Source organism: Paraburkholderia sp. USG1, assembly GCF_031570135.1.
In the GTDB taxonomy this organism is placed as follows: domain Bacteria; phylum Pseudomonadota; class Gammaproteobacteria; order Burkholderiales; family Burkholderiaceae; genus Paraburkholderia; species Paraburkholderia dioscoreae.
Genome location: NZ_JAMWXW010000006.1, coordinates 212,258 through 233,270, shown reverse-complemented (window position 1 = coordinate 233,270; position 21,013 = coordinate 212,258). Strand labels below are relative to the sequence as shown.

The following is a 21,013-nucleotide window of genomic DNA, read 5'->3' as shown; positions in this document are numbered from 1 at the left end:
CACGCCGCTGGCCCAAACCTGCGACGCGGCCATCCTCAATTTACTTCCCCAATCCCGTTGCCGCGATCTGCTGCTGCACGTACTGCGCGAACAACGCATGCAGGTGCGAGCTCGGGTGGACCGTGTCCGCGAACATGTACGTCTGGTCAGCGCCAGCCACCGTATAAGTCTGCGGCGAGCAGAACAGCGACGAGCCGAACTGGGCGCCATACTGGGCCGGAGTCAGCCCGTTCGTCGCACTCGGATTGGCGGTGGCGTACGCGGTCGCATTGTTCTGCATCGACGTCAGGTTACAGGCCGTGCCGGTGTTGGACACCGCGAAGCCCAGCGCCTGGTAGTTCGGCAACTGCTGATCCAGCCACGTGAACGCATCGGCCACGATGACCTTGCCCGTACCCATCAGGCCAAGGGCCGTCATGTTCTGAACCAGCAGGTAGTTATACGCCGCGGTAATCCCGGTCAGCAGTGCAGCCGAGCCAGGCGTGCTCGCGTTGGCTGCAACGCCGAGCGGTGTATTGCCGATGTCCGGCACCGTCGACACCACCACGTGAGTCGCGCCCGAGTTGACGATGGTCTGCACTTGCGCGGCGAGCTGGGTGGCGGCCTGCGCGATCTGCGGGTTGGCCAGCTGCTGCAGGTAGCCGACGATGAACGCCACCTGACCCGCCTGCGAGTTCGGCAGTTTGCCGGCCTGCACGAGCAGCGGGTACTGCGTCTGCAGCGCGGCGCCGAGCGCGGTCAGATTGGCGGTGGTTCCCGCGAACTGGAAGATGTCGTTCGCACCGCCGTTTATCAGCACGAGCTGGTTCGCGTTGAAGCTCGTATGCTCGCCCAGGTAGTTGGCCACCTGCGCCACCACCGGCACGGTCGTCGCGGCCATGTTATTGGGCGCCCAACCCTGGCCTTGGGCGTTGACGACGTCCGAGCCGCCCTGCGCGTAGCCGTAGCCGCCCGCTGCGACCAGCGGCTGGCCGAAGCCGCCGAGATACGCCGGCTTCAACGTGTCGCCGTAATACTCCGCGACCTTTTGTGTCCACACTTCACCCGGGTTCGTCGTGAAGCGGCCGCCGCCGAAGCTCCCCTGAATCACCGGCGCGTACGTGCCGACATCCGACAGGCTGTCGCCGAACGACACGACCTGCAATTTGACGCCGCCGGCAGGCGTGCTGCTCGCATTGTTGTTATCGCCGCCCCCGCCGCAAGCCGCAAGCAACGCAAAAGCCGTGCTGGCGACGGCGATCTGCGTCACGCGCAGCCAATGTTGTTTCCTCGATGCTGTTTGCTTCATGTTGACTACATCTCCTCGTATGTGTGGCCCTTATGCCATGTGCTGCAGGCAGCGCCCACCGCTTGAGCGGCGTGACGACAGCTTACAGAATCTTCTACGGCCTGCGTGGTGCTCGAAACGCGGCCGTATGGTCCTGCTTCACGCGAATCGCTTCGCCTGAATTTTCACTTGAGTCCGCACGCGACACCGATGCACCGGCGCCGCCGCGCCGCGCATGATAATCCGCGGCCCACGCGGGCGGCGCAAACAGCGCGCGCAGCTTGTTGCGCCAGCCGGATACGCTTGCGAAGTCGGCGGCCATCGACGCCCACTCGTGAAACGTCGCCTTCAGCGGGTTGTATGTGTGAAGCGACTCGACGATGCCGTAGGCGGGCGCATCGCGCGGGTCTTCCTCCACGTAGCTGCCGAACAGGCGATCCCAGATCACCAGCACGCCGGCATAGTTGCGGTCGATATAGCGGTCGTTGCGCGCGTGATGAACGCGATGGATCGACGGCGTGTTGAACACGTATTCGAGCCAGCCGAGTTTGCCGATGGCCTGCGTATGCACGAAAAACTGAAAGCCCAGGTTGATCAGCACGATCGCGACGATCTGCTTCGGCGCAAAGCCGAGCACGGCAAGCGGAATCCAGAACAGCCACATGCCCGCAACCGGATACATCAGGCTCTGGCGAAACGCGGTCGAAAAATTCATGCGTTCCGACGAGTGGTGTACGACATGCGCGGCCCACAGCCAGCGCACACGATGGCTGCAACGGTGAAACACGTAGTAGAGCAGATCCTGAGCGACGAACAGGACGACGAACGAGACCCGGTTCGCCTGCCACGTGACAACGCGGTAGTGGTCGTAGAAGAAGGCGTAGACGGGGATGATGGCGAGCCACGCGAGCTTGTCGGCGGCTTGCTGCATCAGCGCGAGCGCGGCGTTGCAGAGCGTGTCGTGCCAGCTATAGAGTTGCGCGCCCGGGCGCGTGCGCTTCAGGTGCCAGGCTTCCCAGCCGATGCATGCGAGAAAGACTGGCGCCATGCCGAGCAGCAGCAATTCGGCATCGAATTGCATCGTGTCTTCCTCCGTGGTCCCTGGCCGTCGCGCCGTGCGCAGACGGTGTTGTCGTTATTGTTTGAGCGGGACCATCAACGGTGGGCGGTCCCGGCGCCGCGTCCAGCGTTTTACGCGCGCCTCAAACACTGCCCGACAGCGTACACGCTTAGGACGTTGCCGCGCGCGGCTTCGCTAGAAGGAACACTCAGTGAGCGCCGCGCTGGTGCGGGTTTTTCCTGGGCTTGCTGCCACGCGGTTCGACGACCGGATCGGAGACTTTGGTAAAGCCTTGCGACGGACCCTGGTACACCCATTCGAGCAGCGCATCGTGCGCGGCGCGCGCGGCTTCTGAATGCGGATCGTTGATCAGGCTGACGACCACGTAACTATTGCCGTCCGCCGAGGCCACATAGCCCGCAATTGCTCGCACATCGCGCAAGGTGCCTGTCTTGATGTGCGCGTTGCCGCCCGCACCCTGGTTGGTCAGCCGGTTGCGCATGGTGCCGTCGACCCCCGCGATCGGCAGCGATTCCACGAACACCTGCGCGACCGGACTCGCGTTGGCCCGCTGCAGCAGATCGGCGAGCGCGAGCGCGGTGATGTGCTCGTCGCGCGAAAGGCCCGAGCCGTTGTCGAGCGTCAGATATTCCATGTTGATGCTGTCGCGGCGCAGAAACGCTTCGATCGCGCGCGCCGATTTGGCGGGCGTGGCGGGTCCCTTTTCCTCGGTGGCGCCGATCGTCAGGAACAGATTGCGCGCCATCGTGTTGTTGCTGAACTTGTTGATGTCGCGCACGATGTCGGACAGCATCGGCCCCTGGTGTGTCGCCACCAGTTTCGCGCCCACCGGTACGGCACCTTCGCGCGTCGCGCCGCTGAACGTGCCGCCGGTCTGTTGCCACAGCGCAAGAAAACCGCCCGCGAAAAACGCCGAGTGATCGAGCACCGCGACGTTGATCGTGCGCGGGCCGCAGCGCACCGAATAGTCGCCGTCGAACGAGGCCACGACGGTGCCGTTCGGCTGCGGCGTGACGGTGGGCGACACGGAGGCCGCGTCGCCGCGGCATGGTCCGTTGACTGCGTGCATCTGGTTGTCGATCTGCAATTGCGCGAGCGCGGGCAGCACGTCGATCGCGACGCTGCCGTCGGGCGACGGCGTCAGCGTGAAGGACAGCGATTTGAACGCATACAGCAGCGGATCGGGGCCGACGTTGTACGGCGCGGTGGCGTCGTCGTCGAACGGCGGCAGGTCGCGCGTGGACGGATCGAAGTAGCGCTTGTCGAGCACCAGCGCACCGTCGATGCCGTTGATGCCCGCCTTGTGGATCTTCTGCACGAGATCGATCAGTTCTTCCGGCACGAGCTTCGGGTCTCCCGTGCCCTGAATGTAGAGATTGCCGTGCAGCACGCCGTTGGCGTCGACAGTGCCGTCCGCGTAGGCGCTGGTGCGCCAGCGGTACTCGGGGCCGAGTATCGACAGGCCTGAGTACGTGGTGACGAGCTTCATGGTCGAGGCGGGCATCATCGGCTTGCCGGCGTTCAGGGCGACGATCGGCGTGCGGTCGCCGACTTTCTCCACGACCACGCTGATCGACGTCAACGGCACGTGTGCACGCTGCAAGCCGGCCATCACCGGCGGCGGCAATACCGTGGTGACGTTGACGCTCGGATGCGTGGCCTTGACGCGAGCCTGCGCGGCGAGCGGCAGCGATGCGCCGCAGCCTAGCGCGATACAGGCGAGCAGCCAGGCGCTCGCGCGCGGCGCGAACCGGCGAGGCAGGCGAGGCGTGGAAGCGTTGGGAGTGTCGGAAGCAGACTCAGAAGCAGACGAGCAACGCGGAAGCTGCGCGGCATGGAATACGCGACGTGCGAGAGAACTCAGAAAAGCGTGCGTCATGGACGGGCGAAAAAGCAAAATGTCAGGGCGGTGGGGCACGCGGTCTTCCAGGCTGCGGCAATGCATCGCGCGGTGCGCGGACGAAAACGCCGGCCGCGCGACGCAAAGCGCCCATTGTAGAGACATGCTGCCGGGCTGCGGTGGAAAATGCGCCACGCGCCGCACATGTCGGGGACGGGCGCTAGAATGCGGCATCATCGAACGATTCGGAACGGATAACCATGCGCATCTTGCTAGTCGAAGACGACCGGATGATCGCGGAAGGCGTGCGCAAGGCGCTGCGCGGCGAAGGCTTCGCGGTCGATTGGGTGGAAGACGGAGAGTCTGCGCTCAGCGCGGCAGCCAGCCAGCCTTACGATCTCGTGCTGCTCGACCTGGGCCTGCCGAGGCGTGACGGTCTCGACGTGCTGCGCACGCTGCGCGCGCGCGGCCACGCGCTGCCGGTGCTGATCGTCACCGCGCGCGACGCCGTGGCGGATCGCGTCAAAGGTCTCGATGCCGGCGCCGACGATTACCTCGTCAAACCTTTCGATCTCGACGAACTCGGCGCCCGCATGCGCGCGCTGATCCGGCGTCAATCCGGGCGCAGCGATTCGACCATCCGCCTCGGCAATCTAACGCTCGATCCGGCCTCGCATCAGGTCACGCTCGACGGCGCGCCGGTCGCGCTGTCGGCGCGTGAATTTGCGCTGCTCGAGGCGTTGCTCGCGCGTCCCGGCGCCGTGCTCTCGAAGAGCCAGCTCGAGGAAAAAATGTACGGCTGGGGCGAGGAGATCGGCAGCAATACCGTCGAGGTCTACATTCACGCGCTGCGCAAGAAACTCGGCGCGGATCTGATCCGCAACGTGCGCGGTCTCGGCTACATGATCGCGAAGGACGCCTGAGCCGATGCGTTCGATTCGCCGTCAATTGCTGGTCTGGCTGCTGGCGCTGGTGCTGCTCGGCGTCGGTATCGCGGGTTGGCTGATCTACCGGCAGGCGCTTGCCGAAGCCAACGAACTTTTCGATTACCAGTTGGAGCAGATCGCCGCGGCGTTGCCGTCGGAGCCGTTCTCCCAGGTGCTGGGTTCGCGCGATACCGGCGACGAAGGCATCGTGCTGCAGATCTGGAATCGCAACGGCGTGCTGATGTACTACTCGCGTCCGCGTGCGCCGCTCGCTCCGCGCGCCGAACTCGGCTTTTCCACCGAGCACACGGATCGCGGCGAGTGGCGTGTGTATGGCGCGATCGTCGGCGATAACGTAGTGCAGCTGGCGCAGCCGGTGTCCGTGCGCAACCGGCTCGCCGCGAACGTCGCGCTACGCACGCTGTGGCCGTTGATCGTGCTGCTGCCGTTGCTGGGGCTCGCGGTGTGGGTGATCGTCGGGCGCGGACTCAGGCCGTTGCGGCGCGTGACCAGCGCGCTCGACGCGCGTCGCCCCGAGGCGCTCGATCCGCTGCCGGACCAGCGTCTGCCGCTCGAAGTACAACCGCTCGTGCGCGCGCTGAACGGTCTGCTGGAGCGGCTCGCCACCGCGCTCGATATCCAGAAGGCATTCGTCGCCGACGCTGCGCACGAATTGCGCACGCCGCTGGCCGCCGTGCAGATCCAGGCGCAACTGGTGGCGCGCGCGAAAGACGAAGCCGGCCGCAGCGAAGCGCTCGCCGATCTGCAAGCGGGCGTGACCCGCGCCACGCGTCTTGCCGAACAGTTGCTGGCGCTCGCGCGTTCCGAACCGGACGGACTCGCCGCCACCGACGCGATCGATCTGCGCGCGCTGCTTCAGGAGTGCGTGGCGGCTTACGCGCCGCTTGCACAGAATCGCGGCGTCGATCTCGGCATCGAGGCAACGGAGTCCGCCACCGTGATCGGCGACGCCGACGCACTGCGCGTGATGTTCAACAATCTCGTGGATAACGCAACCAAATACACGCCGCGCGGCGGTCACGTGGATGTCAGTCTGCGCGTGGAAGAAGGGCACCCGGTCGTGCGGATCGCCGACAGCGGGCCGGGGATCGAACCGGCCGAACGCGATCGCGTATTCGATCGTTTCTATCGCGCGGGCGCCAGCGCGAATCGCGCGCGTACCGACGTGGCGGGCAGCGGTCTGGGACTTGCGATCGTGCGCCGCATCGCCGTGCAGCATCATGCCGCCGTGTCGCTCGACGAATCGCCGGCGGGCGGGTTGCAGGTCAACGTGCGCTTTTGAAGGCGGGGCTTTCCGATTGTAAAGAGACTTGGGCCGGGCTCGCAGGCGACAAACGGACCACAAACGGACCACAAGCAGCGCTAAAAAACAGGATGAAAGCGATCTGTCGCTGCTTAAGACTCTTTTAAGCGATGCCACGTACGCTTCGAGACATCCAAAGTCTCTTTCTCCCAGTCAGGAGTACACGATGAACGCGAAAACCTTGTCCCGCAGCGCTGTTGCAGTGGCTGTCGCCGTAGCGCTCTCCGCCGGCTATGTGGCGGGGCATCGCGACGTGCCCGCGCCGCAGGTGATCACGCCGGCGCAAGCCGCGATGATGCCCGCCGAAGCCGCCGCCAAAACCGGCATTCCCGACTTCTCCGGCCTCGTCGAAACGTATGGTCCGGCCGTCGTCAACATCAGCGCGAAGCACGTCGTCAAGCAGACGGCGCTGCGCGGTAATCCCGGCAACGGTGGCGGCAGCCAGTTGCCGATCGATCCTAGCGATCCGTTCTACCAGTTCTACAAGCACTTCTTCGGCGGCATGCCGGGCATGCAGGGCGGCGACGGCGGCGATGCGCCCGATCAGCCGAGCGCGAGCCTGGGTTCGGGATTCATCGTCAGCAATGATGGCTACATCCTGACCAATGCACACGTGGTGGACGGCGCCAACGTCGTCACCGTGAAGCTGACCGACAAGCGCGAATTCCGCGCGAAGGTGGTCGGCGCGGACAAGCAGTCCGACGTCGCCGTGCTGAAGATCGACGCGAGCAACCTGCCGACCGTGAAGATCGGCGACCCGCGCCAGAGCAAGGTCGGCCAGTGGGTCGTGGCGATCGGTTCGCCTTACGGTTTCGACAACACGGTGACCTCGGGCATCATCAGCGCCAAGTCGCGTTCGTTGCCTAACGAAAACTACACGCCGTTCATTCAGACCGACGTGCCGGTGAACCCGGGCAACTCGGGCGGTCCGCTCTTCAACCTGCAAGGCGAAGTGATCGGGATCAATTCGATGATCTATTCGCAGACGGGCGGCTTCCAGGGGCTTTCGTTCGCCATCCCGATCAATGAAGCGATCAAGGTCAAGGACGACATCGTCAAGACCGGCCACGTGAGCCGTGGACGACTCGGCGTGGCGGTGCAGGGCATGAACCAGACACTCGCCAATTCGTTCGGCATGCAGAAGCCGCAAGGCGCGCTGGTGAGTTCGGTCGATCCAGGCGGCCCCGCGGCCAAGGGCGGGTTGCAGCCGGGCGACGTGATTCTGTCGGTGAACGGTGAGCCGGTCGGCGATTCGGCCGATCTGCCGTCGCAGGTCGCGGGTCTGGCGCCGGGCAGCTCGGCAACCGTCCAGGTATGGCGCGACAAGGCCACCAAGGATCTGAAAGTGACCATCGGTTCGTTGTCGGATGCGAAGGTTGCCTCGGACAAGACCGATCAGCCGACCCAGTTGCAGGGTCGTCTCGGCGTGGCAGTGCGGCCGCTGACGCCAGAAGAGAAGAGCGGCGCGTCGATCTCGCACGGTCTGCTGGTGCAGCAGTCGGGCGGCGCGGCGGAAAGCGCGGGCATCCAGCCCGGCGACGTGATTCTGGCGGTTAACGGCCGGCCCATCTCGAGCGTCGATCAATTGAAGCAGATGATCGCCAGTGCCGGCAACAGCATCGCATTGCTGATCCAGCGCGACAACGCGCAGATCTTCGTGCCGGTCGATCTGGGCTGAGAAGAAGGCGTGCGGGGCAGATGAACCGACCGGCGGGTTGACCGACGGCCTCGTTGCTCCGCCCGCGAATTGAAGTAATGGTTGCCGGCCCGTTGCATTTACTGCCAGCGGACCGGCAATTTTCATTTGGAACCTGCTATCGAAGAAGGGCGCTGTGCGCTACCCGGCGTGGCGCGCGGCAACTTCCCGGTGGACGCGCCGGTTGCCTGGCATGCGGGTTGCGTCTGCTCTGATCCGGGCCCATTGTGGGGAGACCGGATAAGCAGGGATAAGTCCTAATCAGGAAGGAGCGAACCGATGAAAACCCAACGCAATCAGCGAAGGATCGTAGCCGCTGCGGTATGCGCAGCGCTCACGCTCGGTCTGGCGGGTGGCGCGTATGCACAGCAGGCGAGCGATACGACCGGCGGCACGACCACCGATCAAACCAGCGCGGGCAACGCCAACGGTGGCGGCCTGCCGCAAATCCAGCAGCAAGGCGATGTCTCGTTCGTGTCGGGCGGCGTCGGTCTCGACGAATCGAAGGCGTTGCAGCAGGCGCAAAGCCAATGGCCGCTGTCGTTGCGCTTTACCGGCCCCGGTTCCGACTTTCTCGCCGACGTGCACGTGCGCGTGGTCGATGCGCACAACGGCGAGGTGCTGAGCACCACGTCCCGCGGACCTTACATGCTGGTCAAACTGCGCCCCGGCCGCTACACGGTGCATGCGCAATACAAGGATCGCGACCAGTCTAAAGCGGTGACGGTGCCGGCCAAGGGCACCGCGAAGGCCGCGTTCTACTGGAACACCCAATAAGCGCAGTGCCGGTTTGCACGGCGTTGCGGCGCGCCTCGTACTCCATGCAGGAACGCCGCGCAATCGGCCGGACTTTGGCCGATAATGAAGCCACGGGCATGCCCCGTGGCTTTTACTGTTTGCAGCACCGCATCCCATCACGGAGCCGAGACATGAGCGATGCCTTGACACCTCACGGAAGCCCCAGCGCAAGTATGGGTGGGCATACCATCGTGATCACCGGCAACAACCATCGGGTGCGCGTGATACACGGCGGCGTGACCATGGCCGATACGCAGGCGGGGCTGACCCTGGCGGAAACCGGTTTGCCGGATGTGTTCTATTTTCCGCGTTCGGATGTGAACATGGCCCGGCTCGAACGTTCGGCACACACGTCGCACTGTCCGTTCAAGGGCGACGCGTCGTACTTCCATCTGCGCACGGAAGACGGCCTGATCGAAAACGCCGTGTGGAGTTACGAAACGCCGCTCGAGTCGGCGGGCCAGATCAAAGGGTATCTCGCGTTTTACGCATCGCGCGTCGACCGCATCGATCAGACGTCCTGATCCGCTGTCGCGCGTTCATCGGGGAGGCTGCCATGGAACTGAACGACGCGTTACGGATTCCGCTTGCGCCGTCCGACGTCTGGGAGGCGTTGCAAGACCTCGCGTTGCTACGCGCCAGCCTCGACAACTGTGAGTCGTTCACTCGCCTCGCGCACGGCGAATACGAGTTGGTCATGACCGTGCCGCTCGGCCCGCTGCGCGCGCGCTATGAAGCGCGTGCCCACGTTGCCGGTCAGGATTCCGGACCGGCGGACGCGCAGCGCCGCACCATCAACTTCAAAGCCCGTGCCGAAGGGATCGGCGCATTGCGCGGCCAGATCGAAGTGCGCGTGCGCGCGGACGAAGGCGCGCAGGCGGGTGACAAGGCGCGCGGCACGCGGATCGATTACACGATCTGGGCGACCTCGTCCGGCCCGCTCGCCGAACTGCCGACGCGCCAACTCGAAAACGCGCTGCATCAACTGGCCGACGACTTCTTCACCGAGTTCGACGCGGTCGTACGCGCCAAGCACGGGCAAGGTCCGAATCGGGCGCGAGGTTCGGCGGTACGCCGCCAGCATGTGTTTCTGCGGCCGATCACGCTCGGCGGCATGGCGCGGCGCGTGCGCCCGGATCACGGCAGTGCGTTGCCGGGGCGCGCGGCGAGCGCGTCGCACGGCACCTCGCATGGCGTGTCGCACGGGGTCTCGCACCACGAGCCCAGTCCGCACGCAGTCCCGAACTGGGCCTGGGCTGCGATGATCTTTCTGGTGGCGCTGCTGTTGTATGTAGCGCGCTGGATCAGCGAACGTTGATTTTTGCGGTTGGGTCGTGCGGGCGCACGCAGGACTTGTAGCGCTGCTGCTGTCGCGCCAGCGCGACTACGAAATTCCGGTGGCTTGCTACGAAACGCCGTCGGACGGGACGGTCAGCACCGCGCCGCGCCACTCGTGCACTCACACGCCGCGAAATTCCCTTCGCCATGCGGACGGCGACGTGCGGAACGCCTCCGCGAAATGCTGCCGTAGCGAAGCGGCCGAGCCGAAACCCGCGATTCCCGCGATCGCTTCCACCGACTCGTCGGTGCTTTCCAGTAGTTGCTGCACGCGCGCAAGCCTCTGTGCCAGCAACCATGCGCCCACAGTCGTGCCGGTTGCGAGCCGGAAGCGTCGCGTGAAGGTGCGGCGGCTCATCAGCGCACGCCCGGCGAGCGTGTCGAGCGTATGCGGCAACGCCAGATTGCCGCTCACCCAGTCGAGCAGGCCCGACAGGCGGTTGCCGCGCACATTCGGCGGCATGGGCTGCTGAACGAATTGCGCCTGGCCGCCTTGCCGATGCGGCGGCACCACCAGCCGGCGCGCCACGTGATTGGCCACCTGCGCGCCGCACATCTTGCGCATCACATGCAGACAGCAGTCGAGACCGGCGGCGGTGCCGGCCGAGGTCAGCACATTGCCGTCGTCGACATAGAGCACGTTGGGGTCGAGGCGCACGCGCGGGTAACGGCGCGCGAAGTCGTCGGCCCAGGCCCAATGTGTCGAGGCCGGACGGCCGTCGAGGAGGCCGGCGGCCGCCAGCACGAACGCGCCCAGACAGAGCCCGACCAGTTGCGCGCCGCGCGCATGGGCGGCGCACAGCGCGTCGAGCAGCGCGTCGGGCGGCGTTTCGGCCGGATCGCGCCAGCTCGGCACGATGATCGTATCGGCATCGGCCAGCGCTTCGAGTCCATGCGTGACGGCGATCGAAAAGCCCGCCGTGGTAGTCAGCGCGCCCGTTTCGGCGGCGCAGACGCGAAAGTCGAAGTCCGGCACGCCGCCGCCGCTGCGATCCTCGCCGAACACCACGCACGGCACCGACAGGTGGAACGGACTGATGCGGTCGAACGCGACCACCGCGACGACGTGACGGGGCGGTTCGCCGAGTGTCGCGGCGGAGGAAGCGGGCGTGGCCATCAGTCACCTCGTGAGATCCGACGATGGCCCGATTCTAGCGAATCTTGTCATTCGGGTCGCTGTCGGGGAATTGGCCGTGGGGGAACAATGCAGTCATCGCCGCGGCTCGTCCGGAGCCAGAGCCAGAGCCAGACCGGACCAGCATCCCGCCGAGCGGCGCCAGCCATTTCCATCCCGTTACCTTACCGAGGAGTCTTGCCATGACCACACCGCGCCGTGCGCTGATCGTCATCGATGTGCAGAACGAATACGTGAGCGGCGATCTGCCGATCGAATACCCGGACGTGCAAACCTCGCTCGCCAACATCGGCCGCGCGATGGATGCGGCGCGGGCTGCCGGCGTGCCGGTGGTGATCGTGCAGAACTTCGCGCCGGCCGACTCGCCGTTGTTCGCGCGTGGCAGCAATGGGGCGGAGCTGCATCCGGTGGTGAGCGAGCGGGCGCGCGATCATTACGTGGAGAAGTCGCTGCCGAGCGCCTTCACCGGGACCGATCTGGCGGGCTGGCTCGCTGCGCGTCAAATCGACACGCTGACGGTCACCGGCTACATGACGCACAACTGCGACGCGTCGACCATCAACCACGCGGTTCACTCCGGGCTTGCCGTCGAATTTCTGCACGACGCGACCGGTTCGGTGCCCTACGAGAACAGCGCGGGGTTCGCCAGCGCCGAGGACATTCACCGCGTGTTCAGTGTGGTGCTGCAATCGCGTTTCGCGGCGGTGACGAGCACGGACGAGTGGATCGCGGCAGTGCAGGGCGGGGCGCCGCTGGAGCGCGGCAATATCTATGCGTCGAATCAGAAGGCGCGGGCCAAACGGGCCGTAGCGTAACTAACCACCGGCTGTTCGCCGTGCATGCCCGTTGCGCAACGCCGGGCTCAGCTTCAGCGCGTCGAACATGCCTTCCACCATCTGCACGGCGTGAGCGCCGAAATCCGTGGCGTCGGGCAGGAACAGCATGTCGCGCAGCGAACCGCTGACAAATGCGTGCACCATGGCCGCGGCCAGCTTCGTATCCAGATCCACGGGCATTTGCCCTTTGGAGATGGCGTTGCGCAGGCCGCCTTCGATTTTCGCGAGCCCTTCGCGCATGTTGGTCTGATAGCGGATCATCACCGGGCCCATTTCCTCGACCAGTTCGCACTTCAGAAACAGGATGTCGAACACGCGCCGGCGGCGCGGATCGTTCGCGGTGTCGCGCAGGCAGACTGTGCAGATTTCCATCAGGCGACCGAGCGGATCGGGCTCGTTGGGGTCTTGCGAGGCGGCTTTGAGTTCGTCCAGCGGCAGCAGCACGCGGTCGAACATTTCAGTGAACAGGTCGCTTTTATGTGCGAAGTGCCAGTAGATCGCGCCGCGTGTGACACCGGCGGCCTGCGCGATGTCGGCAAGCGACGTGCGCGAAACGCCCTTCTCAAAGAAAACGCGCTCGGCCGCGTCGAGAATGCTATTGCGCGTCTCCAGCGCCTCTTCTTTGGTTCTTCGGACCATGTTGGAATGACCTGCCCTGATTGTGGGGGGTTCCTAGGCGCTTTTAAGTACGCCCGATGACAATCCGTCTACGCCTGAGCGAATTGTGAAGCAATCTTGCAAGCCCCCCGCCTGCAAGAGATGTAAACGCACTTTTACATGCATTCGTGAATGTATATATAATAGCATCCCACGATCGGATAGCCCAAGCCGTGACGAAACGTTAATATCCGTCACTGTTGCCTTTCAAAACGCTCTTTGCGCCGTGCCGGAATGGGCGGCGCCGTGCGGCATTTCCCCGGTATGGCGCATTTCGTTCAGGATGCCCTGCAGGTTCGGTTTGCGTCCACGGGCATCCGGTCAGGCGTCGCGAGACGCATGCGTGCGCTGCTGTCCCCGGCGTAGGGATGCTCGCACTTTTTCATTCTCTCAGTCTTAGACAGAGGTCGCTCCATGCGCGTCGAACGGGTTCCATTCCGCTTAATCAGTGCCGCGACGGCTGCCGTATTGCTGGCAGCGTGCGGACCAAAACAATCTGCGCCGCCGCCACAAACGCCCGAAGTCGGCGTTGTCACTGTTCAGCCGACGGCCGTGCCCGTCGTCACCGAATTGCCCGGCCGCACCAGTGCCTTCCTCGTCGCGCAAGTGCGCGCACGGGTCGACGGCATCGTGCTGCGCCGCGAGTTCACGGAAGGCAGTGAGGTCAAGGCCGGTCAGCGTCTGTACAAGATCGATCCGGCGCCGTACATCGCCACGTTGAATAACGCCAAGGCGACGCTCGCGAAGGCGCAGGCCAACCTCGTGTCCACCACGGCGCAGGCCAATCGCTACAAGGTGCTGGTGGCCGCCAACGCGGTCAGCAAGCAGGACTACGACAATGCGGTCGCGGCAGAAGGCCAGGCGGCGGCTGACGTCGCCGCGGGCAAGGCGGCGGTCGACACGGCGCAGATCAATCTGGGCTACACCGACGTCGTGTCGCCGGTGAGCGGCCAGGTCGGCATCTCGCAGGTCACGCCGGGCGCCTACGTGCAAGCCAGCGCCGCCACGCTGATGGCCACTGTGCAGACACTCGATCCGGTCTATGTGGACCTGACGCAATCGAGTCTCGACGGCCTGAAGCTGCGCCGCGAGATGCAGGAAGGGCGCCTGAAAACGACGGGTCCGGACGCCGCCAAGGTGTCGCTGATTCTCGAAGACGGCCGCACCTATTCGGAAAAAGGCAAGCTGCAGTTCACCGACGTGACGGTCGACCAGGGCACCGGTTCGGTCACGGTGCGCGCGATCTTCAAGAACGCCGACCGGGTGTTGCTGCCGGGCATGTTCGTGCGTGCGCGCATCGACGAAGGCGTGAACGACAACGCGCTCGTGGTGCCGCAAGTCGGCGTGACGCACGACCAGAAGGGTCAGCCGACCGCGCTCGTCGTCGGCAACGACGGCAAGGTCGTATTGCGTCAACTGGTTACGTCCGGCACGTACGGTTCGAACTGGGTGGTCGAAAGCGGCCTGAATCCGGGCGACCGCGTGATCGTGCAGGGCACCGACAAGGCGAAGCCCGGCATGCAGGTCAAGACCGTTGCCGCGCAACTCCCCGCCACACCCGCTTCCGACGCCTCCGCTCAGGGCGCGCCGGCCGCCAGCGGTGCTGCGCAGACGGCTCAACCTGCCTCCGCTGCATCGGGCGCGTAATAACAGGGAGCCCGCCTCATGGCAAAGTTCTTCATTGATCGCCCGATTTTTGCATGGGTGATCGCCATTATTCTGATGCTCGCGGGTATCGCGTCGGTCTTTACACTGCCGATCGCGCAATACCCGACCATCGCGCCGCCGGCCGTGCAGATCAGCGCAACGTACCCGGGCGCTTCGGCGAAGACGGTGGAAAACACCGTCACGCAGGTGATCGAGCAGCAGATGAGTGGTCTCGACCACTTGCTGTACCTGTCGTCCACGTCGGACGACTCGGGTACGGCAACCATCACGCTGACCTTCGCGGCCGGCACCAATCCTGACATCGCGCAGGTGCAGGTGCAGAACAAGCTGCAGCTGGCCACGCCGCTCCTGCCGCAAGCCGTGCAGCAACTGGGCACCAAGGTCACGAAGTCGAGCAGCAGCTTTCTGCTGGTCATGGCGTTCGTGTCCGAAGACGGCAGCATGAACAAGTACGACCTGGCGAACTACGTCGCGTCGAACATTCAGGATCCGGTCAGCCGTATCGACGGCGTGGGCACGGTGACGCTGTTCGGCTCGCAGTACGCCATGCGGATCTGGCTGGACGCGAACAAGCTCACCAACTTCGGCCTCACGCCGGTGGATGTGCAAACCGCGTTGACCGCGCAGAACGTGCAGGTCGCGGGCGGTTCGCTCGGCGGCACGCCGTCGGTGCCGGGCCAGGTGCTGCAGGCCACCATCACGGAAGCCACGCTGCTGAATACGCCTGAACAGTTCGGCAACGTGCTGCTGAAGGTGAACCCGGATGGCTCGCAGGTTCGTATCAAGGACGTCGGCCGCATCGAGCTGGGTGGCGAAAACTACAACTTCGACACCAAGTACAACGGCCAGCCGACGGCGGGCTTCGGTATTCAGCTCGCTACCGGCGCGAACGCGCTGGCTACCGCCAAGGCGGTGCGTGAGAAGGTCGCCGAACTGTCCAAGTACTTCCCGCACGGTCTGGTCGTGCAGTATCCGTACGACACCACGCCGTTCGTGCGCCTGTCGATCGAAGAAGTGGTCAAGACGCTGCTCGAAGGTATCGTGCTGGTGTTCCTGGTCATGTACCTGTTCCTGCAGAATCTGCGCGCCACGCTGATCCCGACGATCGCCGTGCCGGTGGTGCTGCTGGGCACGTTCGCGATCATGGGGCTGGTCGGTTTCTCGATCAACACGCTGTCCATGTTCGGGCTGGTGCTGGCAATCGGCCTGCTGGTGGACGATGCGATCGTGGTGGTGGAAAACGTCGAGCGTGTGATGCAGGAGGAGGGGCTATCGCCTCGTGACGCCACCCGCAAGGCGATGGATCAGATTACCGGCGCACTGGTCGGCGTGGCGCTCGTGCTGTCGGCGGTGTTCGTGCCGGTGGCGTTCTCCGGCGGCTCGGTCGGCGCGATCTACCGGCAGTTCTCGCTGACGATCGTGGCGGCGATGGTGCTGTCCGTGCTGGTGGCGTTGATTCTGACGCCCGCGTTGTGCGCGACGATCCTCAAGCCGATCGAAAAGGGTCACCAGGAAAGAACCACTGGCTTCTTCGGCTGGTTCAACCGCACTTTCAACAGAAGCCGCGACAAGTATCACTCTGGCGTGCACCACGTGATCAAGCGCTCGGGCCGTTGGCTGATCATCTATATGGTGGTGATCTTCGCGGTCGGCCTGCTGTTCGTGAAGTTGCCGAAGTCGTTCCTGCCTGACGAAGACCAGGGCACGATGTTCGTGCTGGTGCAAACGCCGTCCGGTTCCACGCAGGAAACCACGGCGCGCGCGCTGAAGGATGTGTCCGACTATCTGCTCAATACCGAGAAGAGCATTGTCGAATCGACCTTCACGGTGAACGGCTTCAGTTTTGCCGGTCGCGGCCAGAACGCCGGTCTCGTGTTCGTGCGGATGAAGGACTACTCGGTTCGCCAGCACTCGGATCAGAAGGTGCAGGCGCTGGTGGGCCGTCTCTTCATGCACTTCGGCAGCTACAAGAACGCGCTGGTGTATCCGGTGAATCCGCCGTCGATTCCTGAACTCGGCACGGCCGCGGGCTTCGACTTCGAATTGCAGGATCGCGCGGGCGTCGGTCACGAAAAGCTGATGGAAGCACGCAATATGCTGCTGGGCATGGCGGCGAAAGATCCGACGCTGGCTCAGGTGCGTCCGAACGGCCTGAACGACACGCCGCAGTTCAAGGTGGACATCGACCACGAGAAGGCTTCGGCGCTCGGCGTCTCGCTGTCCGCGATCGACCAGACGTTCTCGATCGCGTGGGCGTCGCAGTACGTGAACAACTTCCTCGATACCGACGGCCGGATCAAGAAGGTGTACCTGCAGGGCGATGCGCCGTTCCGCATGAAACCGGAAGACCTGAACGCGTGGTACGTGCGTAATGGCGCGGGTAACATGGTGCCGTTCTCGTCGTTCGCGAGCGGTACATGGACCTACGGTTCGCCGAAGCTGGAACGCTACAACGGTATTTCCGCGGTGGAAATCCAGGGCGCGGCGGCACCGGGCAAGTCGACCGGTCAGGCCATGACGGCGATGGAAGCACTGGTGGCGAAGCTGCCGGCGGGTGTCGGCTACGAATGGACGGGCTTGTCGCTGCAGGAGCGCCAGTCCGGTTCGCAGGCGCCGATTCTGTACGGCATCTCGATCCTCGTCGTGTTCCTGTGTCTCGCGGCGCTGTATGAAAGCTGGTCGATCCCGTTCTCGGTGATCATGGTGGTGCCGCTCGGCGTGATCGGCGCACTGCTGGCGGCCACGCTGCGCGGGCTCGAGAACGACGTGTTCTTCCAGGTGGGTTTGTTGACCACGGTGGGTCTGTCGGCGAAGAACGCGATTCTGATCGTGGAGTTCGCCCGCGAGCTGCAACAAGGTCAAGGCATGGGGCCGATCGAGGCCGCGCTGGAAGCAGCGCGTCTGCGGTTGCGTCCGATCCTGATGACCTCGCTCGCGTTCATTCTCGGCGTGATGCCGCTCGCCATCAGTAACGGCGCGGGTTCGGCCAGCCAGCACGCGATCGGTACCGGCGTGATCGGCGGGATGTTGACGGCGACCTTCCTCGCGATTTTCATGATCCCAATGTTCTTCGTCGTGATCCGCGCGAAATTCGGCGGCGAGAAGGAAGACCCGGATGAGGCGCTCGCACACTACAACCAGCACCATCCGCATGACGGCCAGGGCGGCGGGGCGGCTGATGAAGGCTCGGGCAAGGACGGACACTGAGATGCAAAAACACTCTCTGATTGCAGTGGCGGTCGCGCTGTTCGCGGCGGGTTGCACAATGGCGCCGAAATATGAGCGCCCGGCCGCACCGGTAACGGCGACCTTCCCGACCGGCGGCGTGTACGACACGCAGCCGGGCGCGACCCAGCCGGGCCAGCAGCAGCCCGGCACGACAGGCGCCGCGCGCACCGCGAACGGCCAGGCCGCGGCGGACATCGGCTGGCGCGATTTCTTCGTCGATCCGCGCATGCAGCGGTTGATCGAGATCGCGCTGAAGAACAACCGCGATCTGCGCGTGTCGGTGCTGAACATGCAGGCTTCGGCTGCGCAGTTCCGGATCGTTCGCGCCGGTCTGTTGCCGACGCTCGATGCCGCGGCTTCGCAAAGCAAATCGCGTACGCCGAAAGACCTGTCGTTCTTCGACCAGACGATTTCCAACTCGTACTCGGTCGGGCTGAACGCGTCGTGGGAAATCGACTTCTTCGGGCGGATTCAGAGCCTGAAGGATCAGGCGTTGGCGCAGTACCTGGCCACGGCTCAGGCGCGCAAGGCAGCGGAAATCACGCTGGTCTCGCAGGTGGCGAACCAGTACATGACGGTGCTCGAGCTCGACGACCTGCTGAAGGTCACCGAGAACACGTTGAAGACCTCGCAGGAATCGTATCGGATTGCCAAGCTGCAGTTCGACAACGGTACGGGTTCGGAACTGGATCTGCGTCAGTCGCAAACAGTGGTCGAGCAGGCTTCGGCCAATCTGCAGCAGCAGCAGCGGCTGCGGGCTCAGGCGGATAACGCGCTCGTGCTACTGCTCGGCGAGCCGTTGCCGGACGATCTGCCGCCGGGCATGACGCTGGACAACCAGAATCTGCTCACGGATATTCCGGCGGGTCTGCCGTCCGATCTGCTGACGCGTCGTCCGGACATCATGGAGGCCGAAGAGAATCTGCTGGCCGCCAACGCGAACATCGGCGCAGCGCGGGCCGCGTTCTTCCCGAAGGTTTCGCTGACCGGCAGCTTCGGTACGCTGAGCCCGTCGCTCGGCGGTCTGTTCAAGCCGGGTTCGGCGGCGTGGAGTTTCGCGCCGTCGATCACGCTGCCGATCTTCGAGGGCGGGCAGAATCTCGCCAACCTCGATCTCGCCAACATCCAGAAGAAAGTCCAGATCGCCACGTATGAAAAGGCGATCCAGACGGCCTTCCGCGAAGTGGCGGACGGCCTCGCGGCACGCGGCACGTACGATCAGCAGATCCAGGCGCTGGAGCGCAATACCTTTGCGGAACAACGCCGGTTGGACCTGTCGAATCTGCGCTATACGAATGGCGTCGATAGTTATCTGTCGGTGCTGACCGCGCAGACGGATCTGTATTCGTCGCAGCAGTTGCTGGTCACGGCCCGGATGGAACGTCTGCAGAACCTCGTGACGTTGTATCAGGCCCTGGGCGGCGGCTGGATCGAGCACGACGGCGAGCAGCCGCGTCCGGCCGACGCGCCAGTCGACTACGGCGCGGCGAGTGCGCCGGTGGCGGCTTCGGCCGCTACGGCGGGTTGAGTTTTGTAGCCTCAGGCGTGCAAGGCGGGTTTCTGTTTCAATGAAGCCGTTTTGCGCAGCCAGTCACATGAGAAACGCCACGGCATGCCGTGGCGTTTTTTTGTGCTCAGCGCTCGCGCGACATTGCTCGCGCGGCGCCGGATTGCGTACCGTTCAGTGCAGATCCGCTGCGCGCAGCATCTCGTCGCGTCGCGGTTCGTTGTCGCCGCGTCCGTCGAAATCGTGTCCGGCGGTGCGAATCTCGCAGCGTGCCTTCTTCTCACTCTTCACGCCGTTGAAGATCAGGTTCAGCACGACCGCCGACACGGAAGCCAGCAGAATCCCGCTATGCAGCAGCGGCGAGAGCGCCGGCGGCAGCTTCGAAAAGAAGTGCGGCGACACCACCGGCACGAGACCCAGGCCGATACTGACCGCGACGATGAACAGGTTGTGGTGGTTTTTCACGAAGTCGACCTTCGAGAGCACCTTGATGCCGTTCGCCGCAACCATGCCGAACATCACGATGCCCGCGCCGCCGAGCACGAAGGCCGGCACCGACGCGACCACTTGCGCCATCTTCGGGAACAGGCCCAGCAGCACCAGGATCACGCCGCCCATCGCGCAGACAAAGCGGCTCTTCACGCCGGTCACGCCGATCAGGCCGACGTTCTGCGAGAACGAGGTATGCGGGAACGAATTGAAGATGCCGCCGATCAGCGTGCCCAGGCCGTCCACGCGCAGACCGCGCACCAGCGTCTTCTGATCGACCGGACGATCCACCATGTCGCCGACCGCGAGGAACATGCCGGTCGATTCGATGAAGGTGACGAACATCACGGTGACCATCGTCGCGATCGACAGCGGGTCGAAGTGCGGCAGGCCGAAGTGGAACGGCATGACGAAGCCGACCCACGGTGCGTGCGTCACGCCTTCCATGTTGACGCGGCCGAGCGCCAGCGCGATCACGAAGCCCGCGACAATGCCGAGCAGCACCGAGATATTGGCGAGGAAGCCCCGGGCGAACTTGTTGATCAGCAGGATCAGCATCAGCACGATCAGCGAGAGGCCGAGATAGACCGGATTGCCGTAATCGGGATTGCCCACGCCGCCGGCCGCCCAGTTGATGCCGACTTCCATCAGCGACAGACCGATCACTGAGATCACCACGCCGATCACGACCGGCGGAAAGAACCGCAGCAACTTGCCGACCGCCGGTGCGAGCAGGATACCGACGATACCGGCCGCGATCGTCGAGCCGAAGATGTCGAGAATGCCGAGCGAAGGATTGGTGCCGATCGCGACCATCGGACCGACGGCCGCGAACGTGCAGCCCATGATGACCGGCAGGCGGATGCCGAAGATCCACAGGCCGAGTGTCTGGATCAGCGTGGCGATGCCGCAGGAAAACAGGTCGGCGCTGATCAGGAAGGCGATCTGGTCCTTCGGCAACTTGAGTGCCGCGCCGATGATCAGCGGGACCGCGACCGCGCCGGCGTACATCACCAGAACGTGCTGGATGCCGAGGGTGAGCAACTGGCCTGCGGGCAGTCGCTCGTCGCACGGGTGAACCGTGTTCGATTGCATATCGTCTGTCTCCACCATCTTGGTTTTTGGGATGGCTCCAAGGTATCGGGGACGAAAAGGCGCAACAAGACCGCTGGAGCCTATTCCGGCATTCCCGGTGACGATATGCGTGCGCGCCTTTTGAAAGC

Annotated in this window: 16 protein-coding genes; 10 read left to right on the top strand and 6 right to left on the bottom strand. The window is 64.5% G+C overall.

What is annotated here, in order from left to right:
* Positions 1–40: 40 nt before the first annotated feature.
* The 3 genes from NE850_RS10635 to dacB form a co-directional block, all read right to left on the bottom strand.
* On the bottom strand, positions 41–1,288 hold the full coding sequence (locus tag NE850_RS10635) for an SGNH/GDSL hydrolase family protein (RefSeq protein WP_007180513.1): 1,248 nt from the start codon (positions 1,286–1,288) through the stop codon (positions 41–43).
* A 94-nt stretch (positions 1,289–1,382) separates the two neighbouring features.
* Positions 1,383–2,348 carry a sterol desaturase family protein gene (locus tag NE850_RS10630; protein WP_007180514.1) on the bottom strand — a complete coding sequence of 322 codons (966 nt, stop codon included), beginning with the start codon at positions 2,346–2,348 and terminating at the stop codon, positions 1,383–1,385.
* A 187-nt stretch (positions 2,349–2,535) separates the two neighbouring features.
* Positions 2,536–4,227 (bottom strand): D-alanyl-D-alanine carboxypeptidase/D-alanyl-D-alanine-endopeptidase, encoded by a 1,692-nt coding sequence (gene dacB / locus NE850_RS10625; protein WP_007180515.1) that lies wholly within the window; start codon positions 4,225–4,227, stop codon positions 2,536–2,538.
* A 221-nt stretch (positions 4,228–4,448) separates the two neighbouring features.
* On the opposite strand from dacB, the gene NE850_RS10620 reads away from it, so the two are divergent.
* From NE850_RS10620 to NE850_RS10595, 6 genes are all read left to right on the top strand, one after another.
* A complete protein-coding gene (locus NE850_RS10620; RefSeq protein ID WP_007180516.1) occupies positions 4,449–5,111 on the top strand; it encodes a response regulator in 663 nt (220 codons plus the stop codon).
* A gap of 4 nt (positions 5,112–5,115) precedes the next feature.
* Positions 5,116–6,417, top strand: coding sequence for an ATP-binding protein (locus NE850_RS10615; RefSeq protein ID WP_007180517.1), 1,302 nt, complete (start codon positions 5,116–5,118; stop codon positions 6,415–6,417).
* A gap of 187 nt (positions 6,418–6,604) precedes the next feature.
* On the top strand, positions 6,605–8,116 hold the full coding sequence (locus NE850_RS10610) for a DegQ family serine endoprotease (protein ID WP_007180518.1): 1,512 nt from the start codon (positions 6,605–6,607) through the stop codon (positions 8,114–8,116).
* A 297-nt stretch (positions 8,117–8,413) separates the two neighbouring features.
* Positions 8,414–8,911 carry a carboxypeptidase-like regulatory domain-containing protein gene (locus tag NE850_RS10605; protein ID WP_007180519.1) on the top strand — a complete coding sequence of 166 codons (498 nt, stop codon included), beginning with the start codon at positions 8,414–8,416 and terminating at the stop codon, positions 8,909–8,911.
* A 152-nt stretch (positions 8,912–9,063) separates the two neighbouring features.
* Positions 9,064–9,456 (top strand): DUF427 domain-containing protein, encoded by a 393-nt coding sequence (locus NE850_RS10600; RefSeq protein WP_007180520.1) that lies wholly within the window; start codon positions 9,064–9,066, stop codon positions 9,454–9,456.
* 32 nt (positions 9,457–9,488) lie between these two features.
* Positions 9,489–10,250, top strand: coding sequence for a CoxG family protein (locus tag NE850_RS10595; RefSeq protein WP_007180521.1), 762 nt, complete (start codon positions 9,489–9,491; stop codon positions 10,248–10,250).
* 141 nt (positions 10,251–10,391) lie between these two features.
* Here NE850_RS10595 and NE850_RS10590 read toward each other — a convergent pair whose 3' ends face one another.
* Positions 10,392–11,387 (bottom strand): helix-turn-helix domain-containing protein, encoded by a 996-nt coding sequence (locus tag NE850_RS10590; RefSeq protein ID WP_007180522.1) that lies wholly within the window; start codon positions 11,385–11,387, stop codon positions 10,392–10,394.
* Positions 11,388–11,587: 200 nt separating this feature from the next.
* On the opposite strand from NE850_RS10590, the gene NE850_RS10585 reads away from it, so the two are divergent.
* Entirely contained in the window at positions 11,588–12,220 is a 633-nt protein-coding gene (locus NE850_RS10585; RefSeq protein WP_007180523.1) for a cysteine hydrolase family protein, read from the top strand.
* On the opposite strand, the gene NE850_RS10580 is transcribed toward NE850_RS10585, so the two are convergent.
* The gene (locus NE850_RS10580) at positions 12,221–12,880 is read right to left on the bottom strand and encodes a TetR family transcriptional regulator (RefSeq protein ID WP_007180524.1); all 660 of its coding nucleotides are present in this window, start codon (positions 12,878–12,880) and stop codon (positions 12,221–12,223) included.
* A 432-nt stretch (positions 12,881–13,312) separates the two neighbouring features.
* Here NE850_RS10580 and NE850_RS10575 point away from each other — a divergent pair, with 432 nt between their 5' ends.
* Genes NE850_RS10575 through NE850_RS10565 form a run of 3 tightly spaced genes read left to right on the top strand, consistent with a single transcriptional unit; the run spans position 13,313 to position 19,322 of the window.
* Entirely contained in the window at positions 13,313–14,545 is a 1,233-nt protein-coding gene (locus NE850_RS10575) for an efflux RND transporter periplasmic adaptor subunit (RefSeq protein WP_007180525.1), read from the top strand.
* Positions 14,546–14,563: 18 nt separating this feature from the next.
* Positions 14,564–17,773 (top strand): efflux RND transporter permease subunit, encoded by a 3,210-nt coding sequence (locus tag NE850_RS10570; protein ID WP_007180526.1) that lies wholly within the window; start codon positions 14,564–14,566, stop codon positions 17,771–17,773.
* A gap of 1 nt (position 17,774) precedes the next feature.
* Positions 17,775–19,322 carry an efflux transporter outer membrane subunit gene (locus NE850_RS10565; protein WP_007180527.1) on the top strand — a complete coding sequence of 516 codons (1,548 nt, stop codon included), beginning with the start codon at positions 17,775–17,777 and terminating at the stop codon, positions 19,320–19,322.
* A gap of 153 nt (positions 19,323–19,475) precedes the next feature.
* Here NE850_RS10565 and NE850_RS10560 read toward each other — a convergent pair whose 3' ends face one another.
* Positions 19,476–20,885, bottom strand: coding sequence for a nucleobase:cation symporter-2 family protein (locus NE850_RS10560; protein ID WP_007180528.1), 1,410 nt, complete (start codon positions 20,883–20,885; stop codon positions 19,476–19,478).
* Between the last annotated feature and the right edge of the window lie 128 nt (positions 20,886–21,013).